13 protein-coding genes are annotated in these 17,644 nt (G+C 37.2%); 8 read left to right on the forward strand and 5 right to left on the reverse strand.

All coding sequences use genetic code 11. The features are described 5' to 3' along the window. Positions 1 to 93 precede the first annotated feature (93 nt). Positions 94 to 1,335 (forward strand): aminopeptidase, encoded by a 1,242-nt coding sequence (locus LD272_RS08735; RefSeq protein ID WP_226036226.1) that lies wholly within the window; start codon positions 94 to 96, stop codon positions 1,333 to 1,335. Between the two features lie 235 nt (positions 1,336 to 1,570). Here LD272_RS08735 and recQ read toward each other — a convergent pair whose 3' ends face one another. Together recQ and brnQ are read right to left on the reverse strand one after the other, a co-directional pair. Next, positions 1,571 to 3,718 (reverse strand): DNA helicase RecQ, encoded by a 2,148-nt coding sequence (gene recQ, locus LD272_RS08740; protein WP_226036227.1) that lies wholly within the window; start codon positions 3,716 to 3,718, stop codon positions 1,571 to 1,573. A 136-nt stretch (positions 3,719 to 3,854) separates the two neighbouring features. Next, positions 3,855 to 5,147, reverse strand: coding sequence for a branched-chain amino acid transport system II carrier protein (gene brnQ / locus LD272_RS08745; RefSeq protein ID WP_226036228.1), 1,293 nt, complete (start codon positions 5,145 to 5,147; stop codon positions 3,855 to 3,857). A 562-nt stretch (positions 5,148 to 5,709) separates the two neighbouring features. Between brnQ and LD272_RS08750 the strand changes: the two genes are divergently transcribed. After that, positions 5,710 to 7,560: a cation:proton antiporter gene (locus LD272_RS08750; RefSeq protein WP_226036229.1), complete on the forward strand. Its 1,851-nt coding sequence runs from the start codon at positions 5,710 to 5,712 to the stop codon at positions 7,558 to 7,560. A gap of 83 nt (positions 7,561 to 7,643) precedes the next feature. Here the strand turns inward: LD272_RS08750 and LD272_RS08755 are convergent, their stop codons facing one another. After that, positions 7,644 to 7,820, reverse strand: coding sequence for an SE1832 family protein (locus tag LD272_RS08755; RefSeq protein ID WP_226036230.1), 177 nt, complete (start codon positions 7,818 to 7,820; stop codon positions 7,644 to 7,646). Between the two features lie 179 nt (positions 7,821 to 7,999). On the opposite strand from LD272_RS08755, the gene LD272_RS08760 reads away from it, so the two are divergent. The 5 genes from LD272_RS08760 to LD272_RS08780 all read left to right on the forward strand — a co-directional run bounded on the left by LD272_RS08760 (position 8,000) and on the right by LD272_RS08780 (position 12,886). Continuing rightward, positions 8,000 to 8,845, forward strand: a complete 846-nt coding sequence (locus tag LD272_RS08760) for a GNAT family N-acetyltransferase (RefSeq protein WP_226036231.1) — start codon at positions 8,000 to 8,002, stop codon at positions 8,843 to 8,845. Positions 8,846 to 9,165: 320 nt separating this feature from the next. Then, positions 9,166 to 9,675, forward strand: coding sequence for a TRAP transporter small permease (locus tag LD272_RS08765; RefSeq protein WP_255639695.1), 510 nt, complete (start codon positions 9,166 to 9,168; stop codon positions 9,673 to 9,675). Positions 9,676 to 9,735: 60 nt separating this feature from the next. Next, positions 9,736 to 11,016 (forward strand): TRAP transporter large permease, encoded by a 1,281-nt coding sequence (locus LD272_RS08770; RefSeq protein ID WP_226036232.1) that lies wholly within the window; start codon positions 9,736 to 9,738, stop codon positions 11,014 to 11,016. A gap of 132 nt (positions 11,017 to 11,148) precedes the next feature. Further along, complete coding sequence (dctP, locus tag LD272_RS08775) at positions 11,149 to 12,246, forward strand: TRAP transporter substrate-binding protein DctP (protein ID WP_226036233.1); 1,098 nt, start codon at positions 11,149 to 11,151, stop codon at positions 12,244 to 12,246. 454 nt (positions 12,247 to 12,700) lie between these two features. Continuing rightward, positions 12,701 to 12,886 (forward strand): hypothetical protein, encoded by a 186-nt coding sequence (locus tag LD272_RS08780; RefSeq protein WP_226036234.1) that lies wholly within the window; start codon positions 12,701 to 12,703, stop codon positions 12,884 to 12,886. A gap of 36 nt (positions 12,887 to 12,922) precedes the next feature. On the opposite strand, the gene LD272_RS08785 is transcribed toward LD272_RS08780, so the two are convergent. Both LD272_RS08785 and LD272_RS08790 read right to left on the reverse strand, forming a co-directional pair. Next, complete coding sequence (locus tag LD272_RS08785; protein WP_226036235.1) at positions 12,923 to 14,116, reverse strand: MFS transporter; 1,194 nt, start codon at positions 14,114 to 14,116, stop codon at positions 12,923 to 12,925. A 142-nt stretch (positions 14,117 to 14,258) separates the two neighbouring features. Continuing rightward, complete coding sequence (locus LD272_RS08790; protein ID WP_226036236.1) at positions 14,259 to 15,362, reverse strand: AI-2E family transporter; 1,104 nt, start codon at positions 15,360 to 15,362, stop codon at positions 14,259 to 14,261. Between the two features lie 208 nt (positions 15,363 to 15,570). Here LD272_RS08790 and LD272_RS08795 point away from each other — a divergent pair, with 208 nt between their 5' ends. Then, positions 15,571 to 17,304: a phospho-sugar mutase gene (locus LD272_RS08795; protein ID WP_226036237.1), complete on the forward strand. Its 1,734-nt coding sequence runs from the start codon at positions 15,571 to 15,573 to the stop codon at positions 17,302 to 17,304. The last annotated feature ends 340 nt before the right edge of the window (positions 17,305 to 17,644 follow it).

Raw genomic sequence — 17,644 nt, forward strand, 5'->3', positions numbered from 1 at the left:
TGCATTGTTAGTTATAAATGTTTTGTGAAGACGCGATCTTGTGAAATAATAGAATAGGCTTAAAAAAGATAAACTAACCTTGGAGGGAATGTCATGGCAGATCAAATGATGCAAGAGAAATATGCAGAGTTAGCACTCAGAACGGGTGTTAATTTGCAGAAAAACCAAGCACTCGTAATCAACTCATCAATTGAGGGTGTTGACTTTACCAGAATCGTTGTTAAAAAGGCATACGAACTTGGTGCAAAAAATGTACATGTCAATTGGGCAGATGATGAACTTACATTACTTAAGTATGAGAATGCACCAGAGGAAGTATTAACGAATGTTCCACAGTGGCATGTCGATCAGTATCTAGCTTTTGCAGAGGATGGTGCGGCACTGCTTTCGATTCGCTCAACGAATCCCGATTTACTAAAGGATGTTGATGCAGGCAAAGTTGCGAAAGCATCAAAAGCTGGTGCAGAAGCGATGAAGGAATTTAGAAATTATACGATGAACGATCGTATTCCTTGGTCAATTATTTCTATTCCTACTGGGGACTGGGCTAAAAAAATATTCCCTGACAAATCAACAGAGGATGCAAAAGAAAGTCTTTGGGAGCAGATCTTCAAAATCGTACGTGTAGATAAACAAGATCCGGTTGCTGCATGGGCTGATCATAATGCTACGCTAAGAAAAGCTAGAGAATTTTTAAACAAACGAGAATTTAAGAAATTAATCTTTAAAGCACCAGGTACAGATATCGAATTTGAATTACCAGAAGGCCACGTTTGGAAGGGTGGCTCGGCTCAGACTGTAGAGGGCACCGATTTTAATCCGAATATGCCGACAGAAGAAGTATTTACTATGCCAGATAAATATGGTGTGAACGGAACAGTATCAAGTACGAAGCCGCTTAATTATGGTGGAAATGTAATTGATAATTTCAGTTTGACGTTTAAAGACGGAAAAGTGGTTGATTATTCTGCTGAGCAAGGCGCTGAAACATTGAAGCACTTGCTTGACACCGATGAGGGTGCCAAACGTTTAGGTGAGCTTGCGCTTGTACCGCACGAATCGCCCATCTCACAATCGGGTCTAATTTTCTATAATACTTTATTTGATGAGAACGCATCTTGTCACATTGCTTTAGGGAAAGCCTATCCAACCAACATCAAAGGTGGCTCAGACATGAACGAGGAGCAATTAGATAAGCATGGTGTCAACGATAGCTTAACGCACGTCGACTTTATGATTGGTTCTGCGGAGCTCGATATTGACGGGGTTACACCAGATGGAAAAACGGAAGCGGTATTCCGTAAAGGAAGCTGGGCACTAGATTTTAATTCCTAAGCCTCTATTATGGTAGACAAAAAAGCTCATTGTTCGGATTAAATATCCGAACAATGAGCTTTTTTAGTTAATTGTGCTGTTGACGATGCATATGCGGCTACCGAATGCGGGTGATTCGTCCCAAGTTAGCGTTGATTCACCTGAAAATCTGAGGGATTCACCCCAACTATTGATTTATTCGCCCCTAATCGACAATGATTCGCCCCAAACCCATCAAGATTCGCCTCAAACCCAATTATAGTAGTTCATTTTTGACTAATACTGCTCGAATGGTTAGATAATCGGTGTCATCTGCTAAGGCTTCCTTTAGGTTTCTTAACTTTAGTTCATCTAAGTTTTCTCTAGCCTCAAGGATTGCCGTTTCCTGTTGTTGATTAAAAAATAGGGAAAAGTCTAGCGGTTCTCCTTCTTTATAGGCTTTGAATAAATGATTACTTACTGTCTGACTTGTTATGTCTCTAGCTTTAGCTATCGCCTCTATTTCTACACCATCGATAAATTGCTGGTAGCTAATCAAATGACTTGGCCTTTGGTCACTGGCATCTTTTTTACTGATAACAGGCGATTGATCCAAATCAACTTTTGTTGCAGCTACCTCTGTGTCATTTACCTTGACCCATTTACTAATCGCATCTAGAAAGACTTCGCCATATTGATCATATTTCTTCATGCCTACCCCTTTGATTTGGAGCATCTCATCTTTTGTTTTAGGAAAGTAGCGGCTCATTTCTTTTAACGTGGCATCAGAAAATAGTACGTAAGGAGGAACCTTTTCCTCATCAGCGATTTGTTTGCGCAGCAGTCGCAATTCTTCAAATAAACCTTCTTTGTAATCTGTTTCCGCGGAACGTTTAACTGATCCAGAAAACATCCAAACTTGTTTCTTTCCTTTCAGGACAGCTTCTGCATCTTTAGTTAGCTTTAAAATTGGGAACCGTTCTTCACCTGATGATAAGACTTGTTCGGCTACAAGGAAGTGAATGAAGTTAGTTATTTCCTTTTCAGTGTAAGGTGACATTAATCCGTAAGTGGATATTTTATCAAAACCAAACTCTCTTACCTTCTTATCCTTTGAACCTTTTAATACTTTTGCGGTGATCCCTGCGCCAAAGCGCTGATTCATACGCTTAACACAAGATAATACCATTTGTGCTTCTCTAGTCATCTCTTCACGTTCGTCATCATGCTGGCAATTACCGCAGTTCTGACAATCAATTTCCATTGAATAATCGTTAAAATAATGAAGTATATATTTTTGTAGGCAATTGTGGGTATGACAATAGTTAACCATTGCCTGTAGCTTTTTATATTCATTTGTCTTTTTATCTTCATCCATTAATGATTGTTCGATTAAGAACTTTTGCAACTGAATATCTTGTCCAGAGAATAGTAGAATACAATCACTTGGTTCTCCGTCACGACCAGCACGGCCAGCTTCCTGGTAATAAGATTCGATATTCATTGGTAGTGCATAATGGATAACATATCTGACGTTTGATTTATCTATCCCCATCCCAAAGGCATTAGTGGCAATCATAATCGTGCTTTCCTCTTGGATAAAGGTGTTTTGACTCTGTTGCCGTGCTTGCTCAGATAAACCTGCATGGTATTTAGCAACAGATAGTCCTTTACTACTAAGGAAGTTGTATAGCATGTCCACTTGTTTTCTAGTGGTGGCATAAATAATACCTGATTCTGTCTTTCTATCATTAATATAACCTAGGATAAAGTCTTTCTTGTCGCGGCCTTTTATCACATGAAATGCTAGATTCTCCCTAGCAAAACCGGTATTTATCACATGGTTATCTTCTACTTGAATTAATCTTTGGACATCTTGAATAACCTCGTCAGTTGCTGTTGCTGTTAGAGCAACGACAACGGGCAAATTAGGAATCTTTTGGAGCGTGGGCACGACAGAACGATAGCTTGGTCTAAAATCATGTCCCCACTGGGAAATACAGTGTGCTTCATCAAAGGCAATCAACGATAACGGAATTGTTTTTATCGTTTCGATGAAAGAAGGAGCTTCAAATCGTTCAGGTGCAACATAGACAAAATCAAAATTTTGGTTTCGAAGCTGATTCATTCGTTCGCGTTGTTCGTCTGCTTTTAGTGAACTATTGATATAAGTCGCTGAAATCCCTAGTGCTTGAAGTGCATCGACCTGATCTTTCATCAACGAGATTAGTGGTGAAACGACGATTGCCGTACCATCAAGTGTGAGACCAGGAATTTGATAACAAAGAGATTTCCCACCACCAGTAGGCATAATCGCAAGCGTATTATCGTTATGCAATAGCTGTTCAATTACTGCCTGTTGTCCCGGACGGAAAGAGTCAAAACCGTAATATTCTTTGAGATATTGTTCTGCTTTTTTCAACATGTATGTGTCATCCTTTAATCTAATTCAAACTCAGGGTAAATGCTTCCTGTAGCTAAACAGTAGGCTACTACATTATCTTAACACGATTTATCAATAATAAGGCGAACAAAGCGGACGGGAGCTATCAACAATACATTTAATTTTGTTTTTGTTTATCAACCAACCAGCCAATCAGTCCGCCAATTATAGCAGGGATTAGCCATCCAAGTCCGATAGAAAATAACGGAAGACTTTCGATTATAGGCTGTACACCAGTAATATAGATGCCAAATGCATTAAGTCCTTCATAAATACTAATAATTGCGGTTAACATAACCGAGTAACGGTAGATTCGCTTAGACGTACCAACCAATCTAGGAATTAATGTTAAAAGGATTAAAACAATGGCGATCGGGTAAATAGCAACTAAGACAGGGACAGAAATAGCTATAATCTGATTCAGTCCAAGGTTAGCTATTAGAAAACTAACAATGGTGACAAGTGTAACGATCCACCGATAACTGATCTTAGTAATCTTCGTGAAGTATTGTCCACATGCTACGGTCAGTCCAATCGAAGTAGTTAGACAAGCTAAGGCAACAATTATACCTAATAAAATATTCCCGTAGTACCCAAAAGTAAGTTCGGCAGCACTGGACAAAATTTGACCGCCATTTTCAAATGTTCCGCTGGTCGCCATTTTAGCCCCAATCCATCCAATTGACCCATAGACAAGCGCTAGTCCAAGGCCTGCAACACAACCAGCTTTGATTGTGAAAATAACCATTTCTCTTCTGTTTGTAATGCCAAACTCTCTAAATGCTGTAATGACGATAATACCGAATGCTAACGCGGCAATCGCATCCATCGTTAAATACCCTTCTAAAAAGCCGGTAAAGAAAGGATTGTCTTGGTATTTTTCGTTTGGAGCTTGTACATTAGAGTCCAAAATAAGGAGACTACCTACGCTGAGTGCGGCAATTGCAATAAGTAATGCAGGAGTTAGCCATTGGCCGATACGATCGACTAGTTTTTTTGGATTTAAACTTAACCAATAAACAACAATAAAAAAGATAACTGTAAATAAGAAAAGTAGAAAAGATTGATTAAGTGGTTCAGAAAACAAAGGGATAATACTCATTTCATATGCCACATTGGCAGCGCGTGGAATACCGAAGAATGGCCCAATCGCAAGATAGATAAGTGAAGAAAATCCAATAGCAAATAAAGGGTGGACCTGAGTACCTAGTTCGGTAGTTTTATTACTAATAAGGGCAATAGCTGCAACTGCTATAATTGGAAGGCCAACACCAGTGAGGATGAACCCTCCTAAGGCTATCCAGTAAGATGTGCCTGCTTCTATTCCAAGTGTTGGAGGGTAAATTAAATTACCAGCCCCGAAAAATAGTGCGAAAAGTGTAAAGCCGATAAGTAGTGTCTGTTTATTCATGATGTCTCCCTTCACTTAACTTTAATTATTTCGATTAGACCAGAGGTTAGGTCGGTAATAAAAAGTTTACTATATCTTTAAAGCAAAATTATACTAACAATGTGACAGGGAATTGTCAATCAACTACGATAGTTTCTGGGTATCAAAACAAACAAACCGTTTTACATAGCAGGCTATTGCATATAAGATATCTTTATCGCATTTTGACGGCAGTAAAATCTAAAAAGCCTAACAATTTATGTGAAAAATAAAAGGAAGGAATTAGGAACTGTCCCTTGAACTAGACTGATGGTTTAACTGACATTATCTAGGGGAAATAAATACCTTGCTTTAATGAAGTGTTGCTATCTGTTGTTTAAGTTAGATTTCGTAATCCTATTTACCCCGCCATCAGGGGACAACATATAGTAGTTCGACCTGAACCTTTTCCAACTATATGTTGTTGGATATGGCTCGAAATTGTAATTATGAAATGGACTTTAGTAAATGATTCTAGTTCTAAACTTGTCAGAACCTAAAATCGTAACTCATATAGATTAAAAAGATGAAAAGAGGGAGAGACATGGTTGACTCACTATTGTTTGAATTCATGATCATTGGATTGCTTGGGGTTGGGTCACAATGGCTTTCCTGGCGCTTTCGCTTACCTGCTATTGTAGTTATGTCGATTGCAGGACTGCTTGCTGGTCCTATATTTGGAGTAATTAATCCGGTCGAGGATTTTGGTGACCTATATCGACCAATTATTTCCGTGGCTGTCGCAATAATATTATTCGAAGGCAGTTTAAATTTAGATATTAAAGAAATCAAAGGACTAGGTAGACCGGTTTTTAGAATTGTCACATTCGGAGCCCTTATCAGTTGGTTGCTTGGCTCATTTGCGGCTCATTTTGTAGCTGGTTTGTCATGGGCGGTTTCTTTTGTAATCGGTGGGATATTCATTGTTACCGGTCCAACTGTTATTTTACCGCTACTACGGCAGTCGAAATTAAAACCACGACCTGCCAAAATATTAAAATGGGAAGGCGTTATTGTTGATCCATTTGGAGCGTTACTAGCAGTATTTGCCTTTGAAATCATGTTGTTTTTTACAAGTAGTAGCCCTGATGTAACAGATTTACTATTGTTCTTTCTAGCATCAATCTTTGCGGTGATACTTGGATGGTTATTTGGAAAGGGAATTGGCTGGATGTTCGAAACTGGATATATTCCCGAGTTTCTAAAGTCTCCTGCTGTATTTTCAGCAGTCATTGCTTGTTTTACGATTGCAGATGAAATAACACATGAAACAGGTTTATTAGCTGTAACGGCAATGGGGATGAAGTTAGCAAATATGGGAATATCATCAATTAAGGACATGCGTCATTTCAAAGAAAACATATCGATTTTACTCGTATCAACTATTTTTATTATGTTAACTGCATCGCTTTCAACTGACACGCTGCTCCAAATTTTTAATCCTGAAATAATTGGATTTGTTCTATTAATGTTATTTATAGTTAGGCCATTGTCCATTTTTGTATCAACCATTCGGACGGATCTAACCATGAAGGAGAAGGTACTAGTTGGTTGGATTGCACCAAGAGGTATCGTTGCTTTAACAGTAGCAGGTTACTTTGCATCCGTCCTGTTAGAAGCGGGATTTGAAGATGCTAGTATTGTTACATCCTTAACGTTCGCTTTAGTATTTTTCACTGTTTGCGCCCACGGTTTTTCAATTGGCTGGTTAGCGAAAAAATTAAATCTCTCTACCGAGGGGCAACCTGGTGTGCTGATTGCAGGGAGTAATAAATTCTCAGTCGAGCTAGCTAAAATATTTAAAGAATTGAAGATTCCGACTGTTATCACAGACTCATCGTGGGAAAGGTTAACCAAAGTAAGGAGTGCAGGTATCAATTTTCATCATGGAGAGATTTTATCCGAGCAGACAGAGTATAGACTGGATATGACACCATATGATTATTTAATTTCTGCAACAGAATATGATTCGTACAATGCGTTAGTATGTACGACGTTTGTCCCGACGTTTGGACGCAAGGATGTGTTTCGTTTGGGCATTCAAAGCCAATCTGGTGCTAACGTTGAAGAAATGGTCCGTACCATTGGTGGGAGAGTGTTATTTACCAGGGATGTTTCCCTTGAAAGCCTTTTGTATAAAATCGAAGGTGGCTATGTTTTCCGTAAAACTACAATCACTGAGCAGTATAACTACAAACGTTATCTTAGTGACAGAGATGAAGATACTGTCTTATTGTTTATTGTTAAGCCTAGTAAAAAGATTGAGTTTTTTAATGAGGATATGGTTATCAAAGCGGAACAAGGAGATATTGTGGTTAGCTTATCGCCACCAAGTAAGGAATTTAACAAGATAAAGGCGAAGTTAGAAGAAAACCGTGAATCGAAGAACAAGTAAATAAACTCAGGAAGAAGGTTTCAAACGTGAATGATCAAAATAGCCAGAATATCACCGGATAATTCTGGCTATTTTGATATCTATTATTTTTCTTCTAATTCTTTGTTTAACATCGCTAACTGATTTTCCAATTGCTCAAGTTGCTTCTCGGCGTTAATGGTATTTCCACCGACTGAATCCAGTTTTTCTAGGTCGGATTGAATTCGAACGTAATCTGATTTTAATTGATTAATCTCTTCGATTATTTCTTTTTTAGTCATACTTTTCACCCCTTCAATTTAAGTAGTTTAGTAAGTTTCATAATACTGATTTTTAAAAAGATGTGAAATTGATTCAGCTATCTAAAGTATAAACAACTTTTTGTTAATTTTGCTAAAATTTTGTATTAAGATTAGAATATAAATCATTTTTACTTAATTAATGGATTGGAGAAATCAACATGCAAATAACCCAAACAAAAGATGTAGAATTATACACAACGTTAGTTGAGCCACTATTATTAAAAAAAGAAGCATGTAATAATTTATCACTGGGAATTTTACAACGATTTATTGATCGAAAGCATAATTTGGAGGTTGAAAACTTATACTTAGGATTAGTAACAGAAAATGGCCGAGTCATTTATTCTTTTCTGCAAACAGCCCCACATAATTTAATCCTAGCAGATATAGATGGTATTGACCCTAACATAATTAAAAGAGTTGCCGAATTTGTATATAATCAGGTTAGTGACTTACCTGGTGTCTTAGGGCCAATTGAATATACAAAGGAGTTTGTGGCACATTGTAGTTGTGAGGCGCAGATCCAAATGAATCAACTTATCTATCAATTGGACCAGATCAATCCTGTTGAATATCCAGGGGGTGAGCTTGTAAAAGCTTCAAGGGATGATAAACAATTAATAGCAAAATGGCTCGTTTTGTTCGGCAAAGAAGCAACAGAAGTAATAACTCATATTCAAGCAAACCAGCTTGCAGAGCGTTTCATTGAAAATCAATCTGTTTATTTATGGAAGGTTGCCAATACACCTGTTTCGATGGTTAACCAATCAAGAAGAACAAGGAATGGTACAACAATAAATGGTGTGTTCACTCCAAATGAGTATAAACGAAACGGTTATGCAACAGCTGCGGTCGCTAAACTGTCAGAAAAGCTATTAAATGAAGGATACGATTTTTGTAGTCTATATACGGATTCGAGTAACCCTACAGCAAATAATATCTATCAGAAAATTGGCTTTAAGGTTGTTGGTAAATCGACTGTGTACCATTTTAATGACCTATAAGGTAGTGCTTATAATGTACTAGATTATCTACCTAAAATTACCATTTATCGATAAAAAGCACTAAAACCGTAAGCGAAAATGGAGTATTCAAGAACTAATAAGAGGATTTAAGCTTATACTTAACTACACGACACCCATTATTAAATAATTGGAAAATTCAAGGAATAAATCGGGATATTAACTGTATAGAATGTTTGTACTAACTGAAATAATTCTGTAATATAATAGATATCCGAAAAAATACATACAGTTTTTCATCCTGGAAGAGGGGGAAACTAATCATTAAAATTATACGAGCTTTAGATAATGGTTTATTAAAATTGGAAGAAATTATTTTAAGTTATTCAGTTTTACTAATTGCAGTAATGGTTGTAGGTAATGTAATAAGCCGTGCAATTACTGGTGCGAGTTGGCACTTTGCTGCAGAAATAAGCAAGTTTGCAATTATTATCGCAACTTTCATGGGAATTAGCTACGCAGCACGAAAGGGGCGCCACATTAGTATGTCTGCTTTTTACGATCTTGCCCCATTCAAAGTTAGAAAAGTCTTAGCTATTTTTATCCCCGCTGTGACTGCTATAATCCTGTTCGTGATAACCTATTATTCTACTTTATACGTGTATTCTGTATATGAATCAGGGAAAGTAACATCTGCTCTTCAACTACCTCAGGTATATATGTTGGTCTTTATTCCAATTGGATTGTTTCTTGGAGGCGTTCAATTTGTCCGGAATGCGTGGATTAACATTACACAAAAGGAAATATACTTAGGGACAGATATGAAGGATTATAACGATGAAGAAAAACCGCAGGACCAGGTCCATGTATAGGGTTAATGTGGCTATTCAACAACTTGAAAAACAAAAACATCTAGCAGAAAGGATAAAATTATGCTATTTACGTTAATGGCGATAATGATCGTCTTACTATTATTGAACTTTCCAATGATGATCCCGTTGATAGCGGCACCATTTGCTATTATGTTAATTTTCTTTCCAATGTTAGATCCGATGTTAATGATGCAGCAGCTAAAAACTGGAATTGAATCTTATGTATTGTTAGCGGTTCCGTTATTTATTTTTGCTGCAGATATAATGACAACAGGTAAGACGTCGACTAGATTATTAGATTTTATCGGTTCGTTCGTCGCTCACCTTCGTGGTGGATATGCAATTACAACTTCAGCCGCATGTACGCTTTTCGGTGCCATTTCAGGGTCAACCCAGGCAACAGTGGTAGCGATTGGAACACCAATGCGTCAAAGATTGTTAAAAGCAGGATATAAAGATTCGAGCGCAATTGCACTAATCATTAACTCATCAGATATTGCACTACTAGTACCACCTAGTATTGGAATGATTATGTATTGCCTTGTATCTGGTACCTCAGTAGGTGAACAATTCTTGGCAGGTATTGTACCTGGCATACTCGTATTTCTTTGTTTTGCTGTCTATAGTTATTTTTATGCGAAAATTAGAGATATTCCATTGGCAGAAAAGGCACCATGGTCAGAAAGGTTGCATTTTACTAAAAGAGCACTGTTGCCTTTAGGATTTCCAATCATTATAATCGGTGGGTTATATTCTGGTATTTTTGGTCCAACAGAAGCTGCGGGTGTTTCGGTTCTTTATGCATTTATTCTCGAGGTATTGATTTATCGTTCAATTAAAATAAAGGACCTACCAAAAGTAGCGTTATCAACTGGTTTAGTTACATCTGCTGTATTCGTACTAGTAGCAGGCGGTCAAGCATTTACTTGGATGATATCTTTTGCTAGAATTCCGCAAATAATATCTGAGTCTGTTTTAGGAACAGATCCAAGTGCGCTTTATGTACTTATTATGGTATCCGTATTTTTCTTTATTGGATGTATGTTTGTCGATCCAATTGTAGTTATTCTAGTATTAACTCCAATTTTCATGCCAGCAGCTGAGGCAGCTGGGATTGATCCAATTCACCTTGGTATAATTATAACCTTCCAAGCTGCACTTGGTTCAGCAACTCCGCCTTTTGGAGTCGATATATTTACGGCCAGTGCCGTTTTCCAAAAATCATATTTGGACGTTATTCGGGGAACCCCTCCGTTTATCGTGATGCTGTTTGGTATCGCAGTGTTATTAATTGCATTTCCAGATATTTCACTCGCATATCGCTATTTCTTGCCAAATTAGATCTACGCATTGTAGTTAAGGATGGCAGTTATAAGAATGGTATAACGAGTGGTATCATATAGATTTTAAAATATATAGGGGGTAATTACTATTTTTAACAAAAAATTTCTATTCGCTTTAATCTCCGTATTAATGCTAAGTTTTCTACTAGTTGCATGTGGTGGAGATAGTGAAGAAGGTACAGACACAGAAGAAGGAACAGACGAAACAGAAGGTACAACTGAAGAAGAAACTGACGCTGAGGAAACTGGTGAGGGAGAAGCAGCAGCTGATATTGCTCCAGCCACATGGCGCTTTGTTACTGAAGAAGTTACTGGCCAAGTACAGTATGAGTACGCAGCGGAATTTGCTAAGCGTATGAGTGAAAAAACTGACGGTGCCATAACTATTGAACCATATGAGTATGGTGGGTTAGGTAGCACAGAAGACCAAGTTGAACTACTTCAACAAGGCGGAGTGGAAATGGCTGTTATGTCACCTGGTTTCACGGGTGGTATGGTTAAAGAAGGACAAATTTTCGCTTTGCATTTTCTTTTCCCATCTAGCTTAGAAGCTACACAAGAAGTTTTAACAAATAGTGAAGCGCTAAATACAGATTTAAGAGCAAAGTATGAAGAATTTGATATTTCACCACTAGCATTTTGGACTGAAGGTGGCACGCAGTGGACTGGTAGTGAGCCACTAACAAAACCAGAAGACTTTGAAGGTTTTAAAATGCGCACACAATCATCTCCATTGATTTTAGAATCTTATGAAGCTTACGGTGCAGAGCCAACTGCTTTGGACTGGAGTGAGCTTTATACTGCACTAGATAATGGTACGGTACAAGGTCAAGATAATCCTATTTTCTTCATTGGGGATGCATCATTCCATGAAGTACAGGATCACATGACTATCTCTAACCACAATAACTATGTAGCGATGACTACAGTTAATACAACTTGGTACGAGGGTCTTGATGACAACGTCAAAGCACTAATTGATGAAACAGTTGTAGAAATGCAAGACTGGGTTTTTGAGGAGCAAGATAAACAAAATAGTGAGTACCTTGAGATCATTAAGAATGATACAGAAAATCCAACAGAAGTTGTTGAGTTAACAGAAGAACAGCGCGATGCATTCAAAGAACTAGCTATGCCTGTACGTGACTACTATCGTGATGAAGTTTCTACAGTAGATGGTGCTATTCTTGATAAGTTAGAAGAAGAAATTGCAGCAGCAACAGAATAATAAATAAAAAGGTTCCGAGCAAATTTGCTCGGAACCTTTTTTATGGTCTAAGATGTTTTCTGACACAAAATCGATAGAATGCGACGTAACATGCCTCGTCATACTGGAAAGCACGTGGCGGGTACCAGATAGGTGGTTTTACAAGTAGGATGAAATATTCTTGGATAATCAATTAAAGTGATCCATAAGTTGTTTATCAGAGTATGAAGATCCTTTTGGTAGTGAAAGAGATGAAAAAGAACTTTCATGAGCGTGATGAAGGTCCTTTTGATAGTGAAAGAGATGAAAAAGAACTTTCATGAGCGTTATGAAGATCCTTTTGGTAGTGAAAGAGATGAAAAAGAACTTTCATGAGCGTTATGAAGATCCTTTTGGTAGTGAAAGAGATGAAAAAGAACCTTCATGAGCGTTATGAAGATCCTTTTGGTAGTGAAAGAGATGAAAAAGAACTTTCATGAGCGATATGAAGATCCTTTTGATAGTGAAAGAGATGAAAAAGAACCTTCATGAGCGTGATGAAGGTCATTTTGAATGTATTTCCGGGACAGGAATTATGCACGCATCATTTAAGTTACGTCGCAGTTTCTATCAACTGCGAAGGTTTGAAAACAGTGACACTAATGAAAGAGCCTACAGTTAGGAGCAGTTAATTTTTCATCCTATCCGCGCGACTAAATTAGTTTGAAGGCTCTGCCCAAGGTTCAGTTTGTTTTCGGTAATCTATGATTGTTAACACTAGTACGGCTATAAATAGAAAACTAGATAATTGGAAAAGAACAGCTGTTTCAACAAAAGCGTGGACGAAACCTAAAACAAGTGCGCTTAAACCAATACCAAAATCGATACAGGAATAAAACATGCCATTAGCAATACCGCTTCGCTTTGCGTCAGTTTTAGATATGATCCATGCCTGCATTGCAGGGAGCATAGAACCATAACCGATTCCAAAGATACTTCCAGCGATGATTAAATGTAAACTTGAACTTGCTACAGATAAAATCCACATCGCAATAAACGATAATATGGTACAAGCTATAATTAATTTCCAAGGACCGGAGCGGTCAAAATATTTTCCGGTTATCGGTCTACTTAACGTCGCGAACGTTGCATTAAATAAATAAAATAAAAATGTTCCAGCCAATCCTTGTTCTTCACCAAAAATAACTAAATAAGTAACAATTGATCCATAGCCAAAGGTAGCGCAAAAAGTAACAAGTGCTGGAAAAATACTTTTCTTTTCTATTAAAGAACCGAAAAATGAAAAAGGTTGTTTGTTTAATTTATTTTGTTTTACCGTTTCAGGTGTAACAAATGAAGTCGATAAAAATAGGCCAATTGCTATTATTCCTAAGACTGCTGAAATTGTAATAAGTAAATTAAATGTATAATGCTGGTACACATATATTCCGATTGCTGGTGCGATAATCATTCCAATCGTAATCGATAAACCAAAGTAACCCATTCCTTCTCCTACACGTTTTCTAGGAACTAGATCAACTGCAGCAGTACCGTTAACCGTAGTAGACCAACCCCAAGCAGCACCATGTACAAATCTGAGTAAAAGTAGTAGGACAACTACCTGTGTGAAAGGATAGATTAATGTCATTGCTAGTAATGATATCGATCCAATCAATATCAGTGGTTTTCGTGCCTGGCTCTGTAAAATATGACCAATAAATGGACGAATGAGGATCGCTGAAATCGAAAACATCGTTGTCACTAACCCGATTTGCAGACTACTCCCACCAATCGAACCGATATAATGAGGCAAATTAGGCAATAGCATTTGAAAGCTCATAAAGGTAAATAGATTTGCCAAAATTAAAAATATAAATGGACGTGTCCATAATTGTTCGGATTTAGCTACCATTAAATCATTCCTTGCAAATGTATTTCGAGTATAGAAACTTTTTTTATTGTACCACTCAGTAAGGAAATAGCAACAAAAATAGCTAACCCAGAGTGGATTAGCTATTTCTAATAACAGGTTAAATGTTCACTTTTTATGTCTGTTAAATAACATCCTTTTCGCCTTCAGGTTGCTTCTTTTTCCACTCATGGTAGAAATGAGAAATGATTGCTTTAACTACTGCATATGCAGGTATGATGAATAGTAATCCAAGAAAGCCTGCAATACTTCCAGCCGCAAGAATTAAAGTAATGATTGTTAACGGATGGAGCTTTAAAACACGTCCCATTACGTTAGGTGAAATGAAATTACTTTCAATTTGCTGAGCAATTACCATAACAACAAGCGCCCATACACCTATCATTGGGTTTTGGAAAAAACCTACGATAATAGCAGGTATCGCTGATAAAAATGGCCCTACAAACGGGATGAAGTTCATCAATAAACCAAACAACGCCAATGTTAATGAATATTGTAAGCCAATAATTAAATAGCCAATATACAACATAACACCAACACAGACACTGACAATAAATTGACCTTGAATAAAAGATGCTAGTGTGTGATTAATACTAGCCATTAAACGTGTGAAGCTTCTTTCTTTTGGTTCGCTTAGAAACTTTGATATAAAAGGTACTAATCGATCACCATCTTTCAGCATGAAGAAAAGAAAGAATGGTGTAAGTAGAAATGAAAAAACAAATCCGAATATTTGTCCGAAAAAGTTAAACAAAAACGATGTAATATCTTCTACATAAGTATCTAAATTTTCCGTGATTCGTTGAATTGGGTTTTCTAATTGTGGTGGAATAATATTTTGGTTTTGTTGCCAATAAGTCACTACACTTTGGAAGGCTTCCACCATTTTTGGTATGTTATCTAAAAATTTACTGAACTGCTGTTGAACGATAGGTGCGATAAAATTAACAGTGAAAAATCCAAGTATTAGAATTAATAGAAACACGACAATAATTCCTATGATTCTATTTACTTTATATTTTTCCAATAAATTAACAATTGGATTGGTGACATAAAAAATGACACCGGCAACAATAATTGGTACTGCAATAGCTCCGAGATAGGAAAATACAGGAGCAAACACGAAATCTGTAATTGAAATTAGATATATGAGTAGAAATACTAGAATAAAGCCTACAAGTATTCTAAACCATCTTTCCTTCATCAAATAAACCACTTCCTTTATCATTAGAATATTCTCTTATTTATTATAATAAATTGTATAAATCTAGCATAGCATATCTTATATAAGGGTGCCCGAAACTAGACTACTATAAACACAATAGTTTATGGAATGAATGAAATGTACGCTAGTAAAAAGTGGTGTTCTTAATAGAAAATAGCCTATAGGTGTGGTAGAATTTCACCATAACTGACATTATTAAGGAGGAAACGATATGACTTGGCAAGATACTTATCAAAAATGGAATACATATGAACCTTTAGATAAAGAATTGAGAAAAAAATTAGATGAAATTGGTAGTTCAGACAAAGAACTTGAGGATGCATTTTATAAAGAACTTACTTTTGGTACGGGTGGGATGAGAGGGATGCTTGGTCCCGGAACCAACCGTTTGAATATATATACGATTCGTAAGGCTGTTGAGGGCTTAGCAAATTACCTAGAAGATAATGTAGAGGATTGTTATTCACGTGGAGTAGCTGTTGCTTATGATTCCAGATACATGTCGAAGGAATTTGCCATTGAGACCGCTCGTGTCCTTGGTGCTCATGGCATTAAAACGTATGTATTCGAATCCTTGCGCCCAACACCCGTTTTATCTTTTGCCGTCAGATATTTATATGCATCAGCAGGGATTATGATAACAGCAAGTCACAATCCTCCAGAATATAACGGATTTAAAGTATATAACGAAGATGGTGGCCAACTTCCGCTTAAAGAGGCTGCAGAGGTCATTGAAAAGGTCCAAGAGGTAGGGAATGAGCTAACTGTCCCTGTTAAAAGTCAACAGGAAGTAGAAAAAAGCGACTTGCTTACTTGGGTTGGGGAAAAAATTGATCATGCATATTTACAGCAATTAAAAAAAATATCAAAATTAACAGCAACTGATATTAAGAAAAACGGTCCATTACAAATTGTCTTCACCCCTCTACATGGTACTTCTCATGATTCGGTTTTAGCTGGATTAAAGCAGTTAGGCTTTGAAGATATCCATGTAGTCCCTGAGCAGGCAGAACCAGATCCGGAATTTTCAACGGTGACATCACCAAACCCGGAAGAACATCAGGCGTTTACGATTGCTATTGAACAGGGGAAAGAACGTAATGCTGATATTTTAATTGGTGCAGACCCAGATGCAGACAGACTGGGTGTCGCTGTCAAGGATGGAAATGGGTCATACCAGGTATTAACAGGCAATCAATTAGGTACATTAATGCTTGATTATGTCCTATCTCATTCAACCGAGAATGAACGAGCAAACGGACGATTAATCAAAACAATCGTTACGACAGAAATGGGTCGTGCTGTAGCGAACCATTATGGTGTTGAAACAATTGACACGCTAACTGGCTTTAAATTTATTGGAGAAAAAATCAAACAGTTTGAATCAACGAATGAAAAGTTTCTGTTTGGCTATGAAGAGAGCTACGGTTACTTAATTGGTGATTTTGTGAGAGATAAAGACGCTGTTCAAGCGGCAATGATTGCATGCGAAATGGCGAGTTTCTGGAAAAAAGAAGGAAAAACGTTGCTAGAAGCAATCAATCAATTGTACGAAAAGCATGGGTACTATTTTGAAGACATGACCTCACTAACATTAAAGGGCAAAGATGGCGCTGAAAAAATTGGTGAAATCATGACTTATGTTAGAGACAATCCATTTACTGAAATTGGTGGACTAAAAGTAGAAAAAATCGAGGACTATCAAATACAGGAACGCACTATATTAGATTCAGGTAGTAAAGAGAAAATCAATCTACCTGTTGAAAATGTCGTCAAATACTTGCTAGAAAAAGACAGCTGGGTATGCTTACGACCATCTGGTACGGAGCCTAAGATTAAATGTTATTACGGTGTTTCTAGTAAATCACGATCAGAAAGTGCAACATTGTTAGAAAACCTGAAAAACGAAATGAATCAGCGAATTAATCAGATAGTTGAATCGTAGGAGAGCTTCATCCCTAGTGTTATTCAGAATCTACAGTTATTCGCCTCAATTCATCTAGTCGTATATTGAAAAATAGATAGGGGTAGTCTAGGGTGACAAGGTAAAGGGCAACCCCTATTGTAAAAATGTTGACTTTTTTAATTGATAAGGCTATGATGAAAAATAGATTAAAGGGGAGTAGCTGCACAATTAATGTCGTCATTACGAGAGTAAACTCTCCGGCTTAATTGGCAACTAAAACGTTGTTAGCGAGACCTTTACCACCTTTCGGTAAAGGTCTCTATTTTTATGGTCTTTGCCGTCTAGGTGGAGACCATTTTTGTATTTAAAAAGGAGTGAA

It is taken from the genome of Aquibacillus saliphilus (assembly GCF_020404745.1).
GTDB lineage: Bacteria > Bacillota > Bacilli > Bacillales > Amphibacillaceae > Aquibacillus > Aquibacillus saliphilus.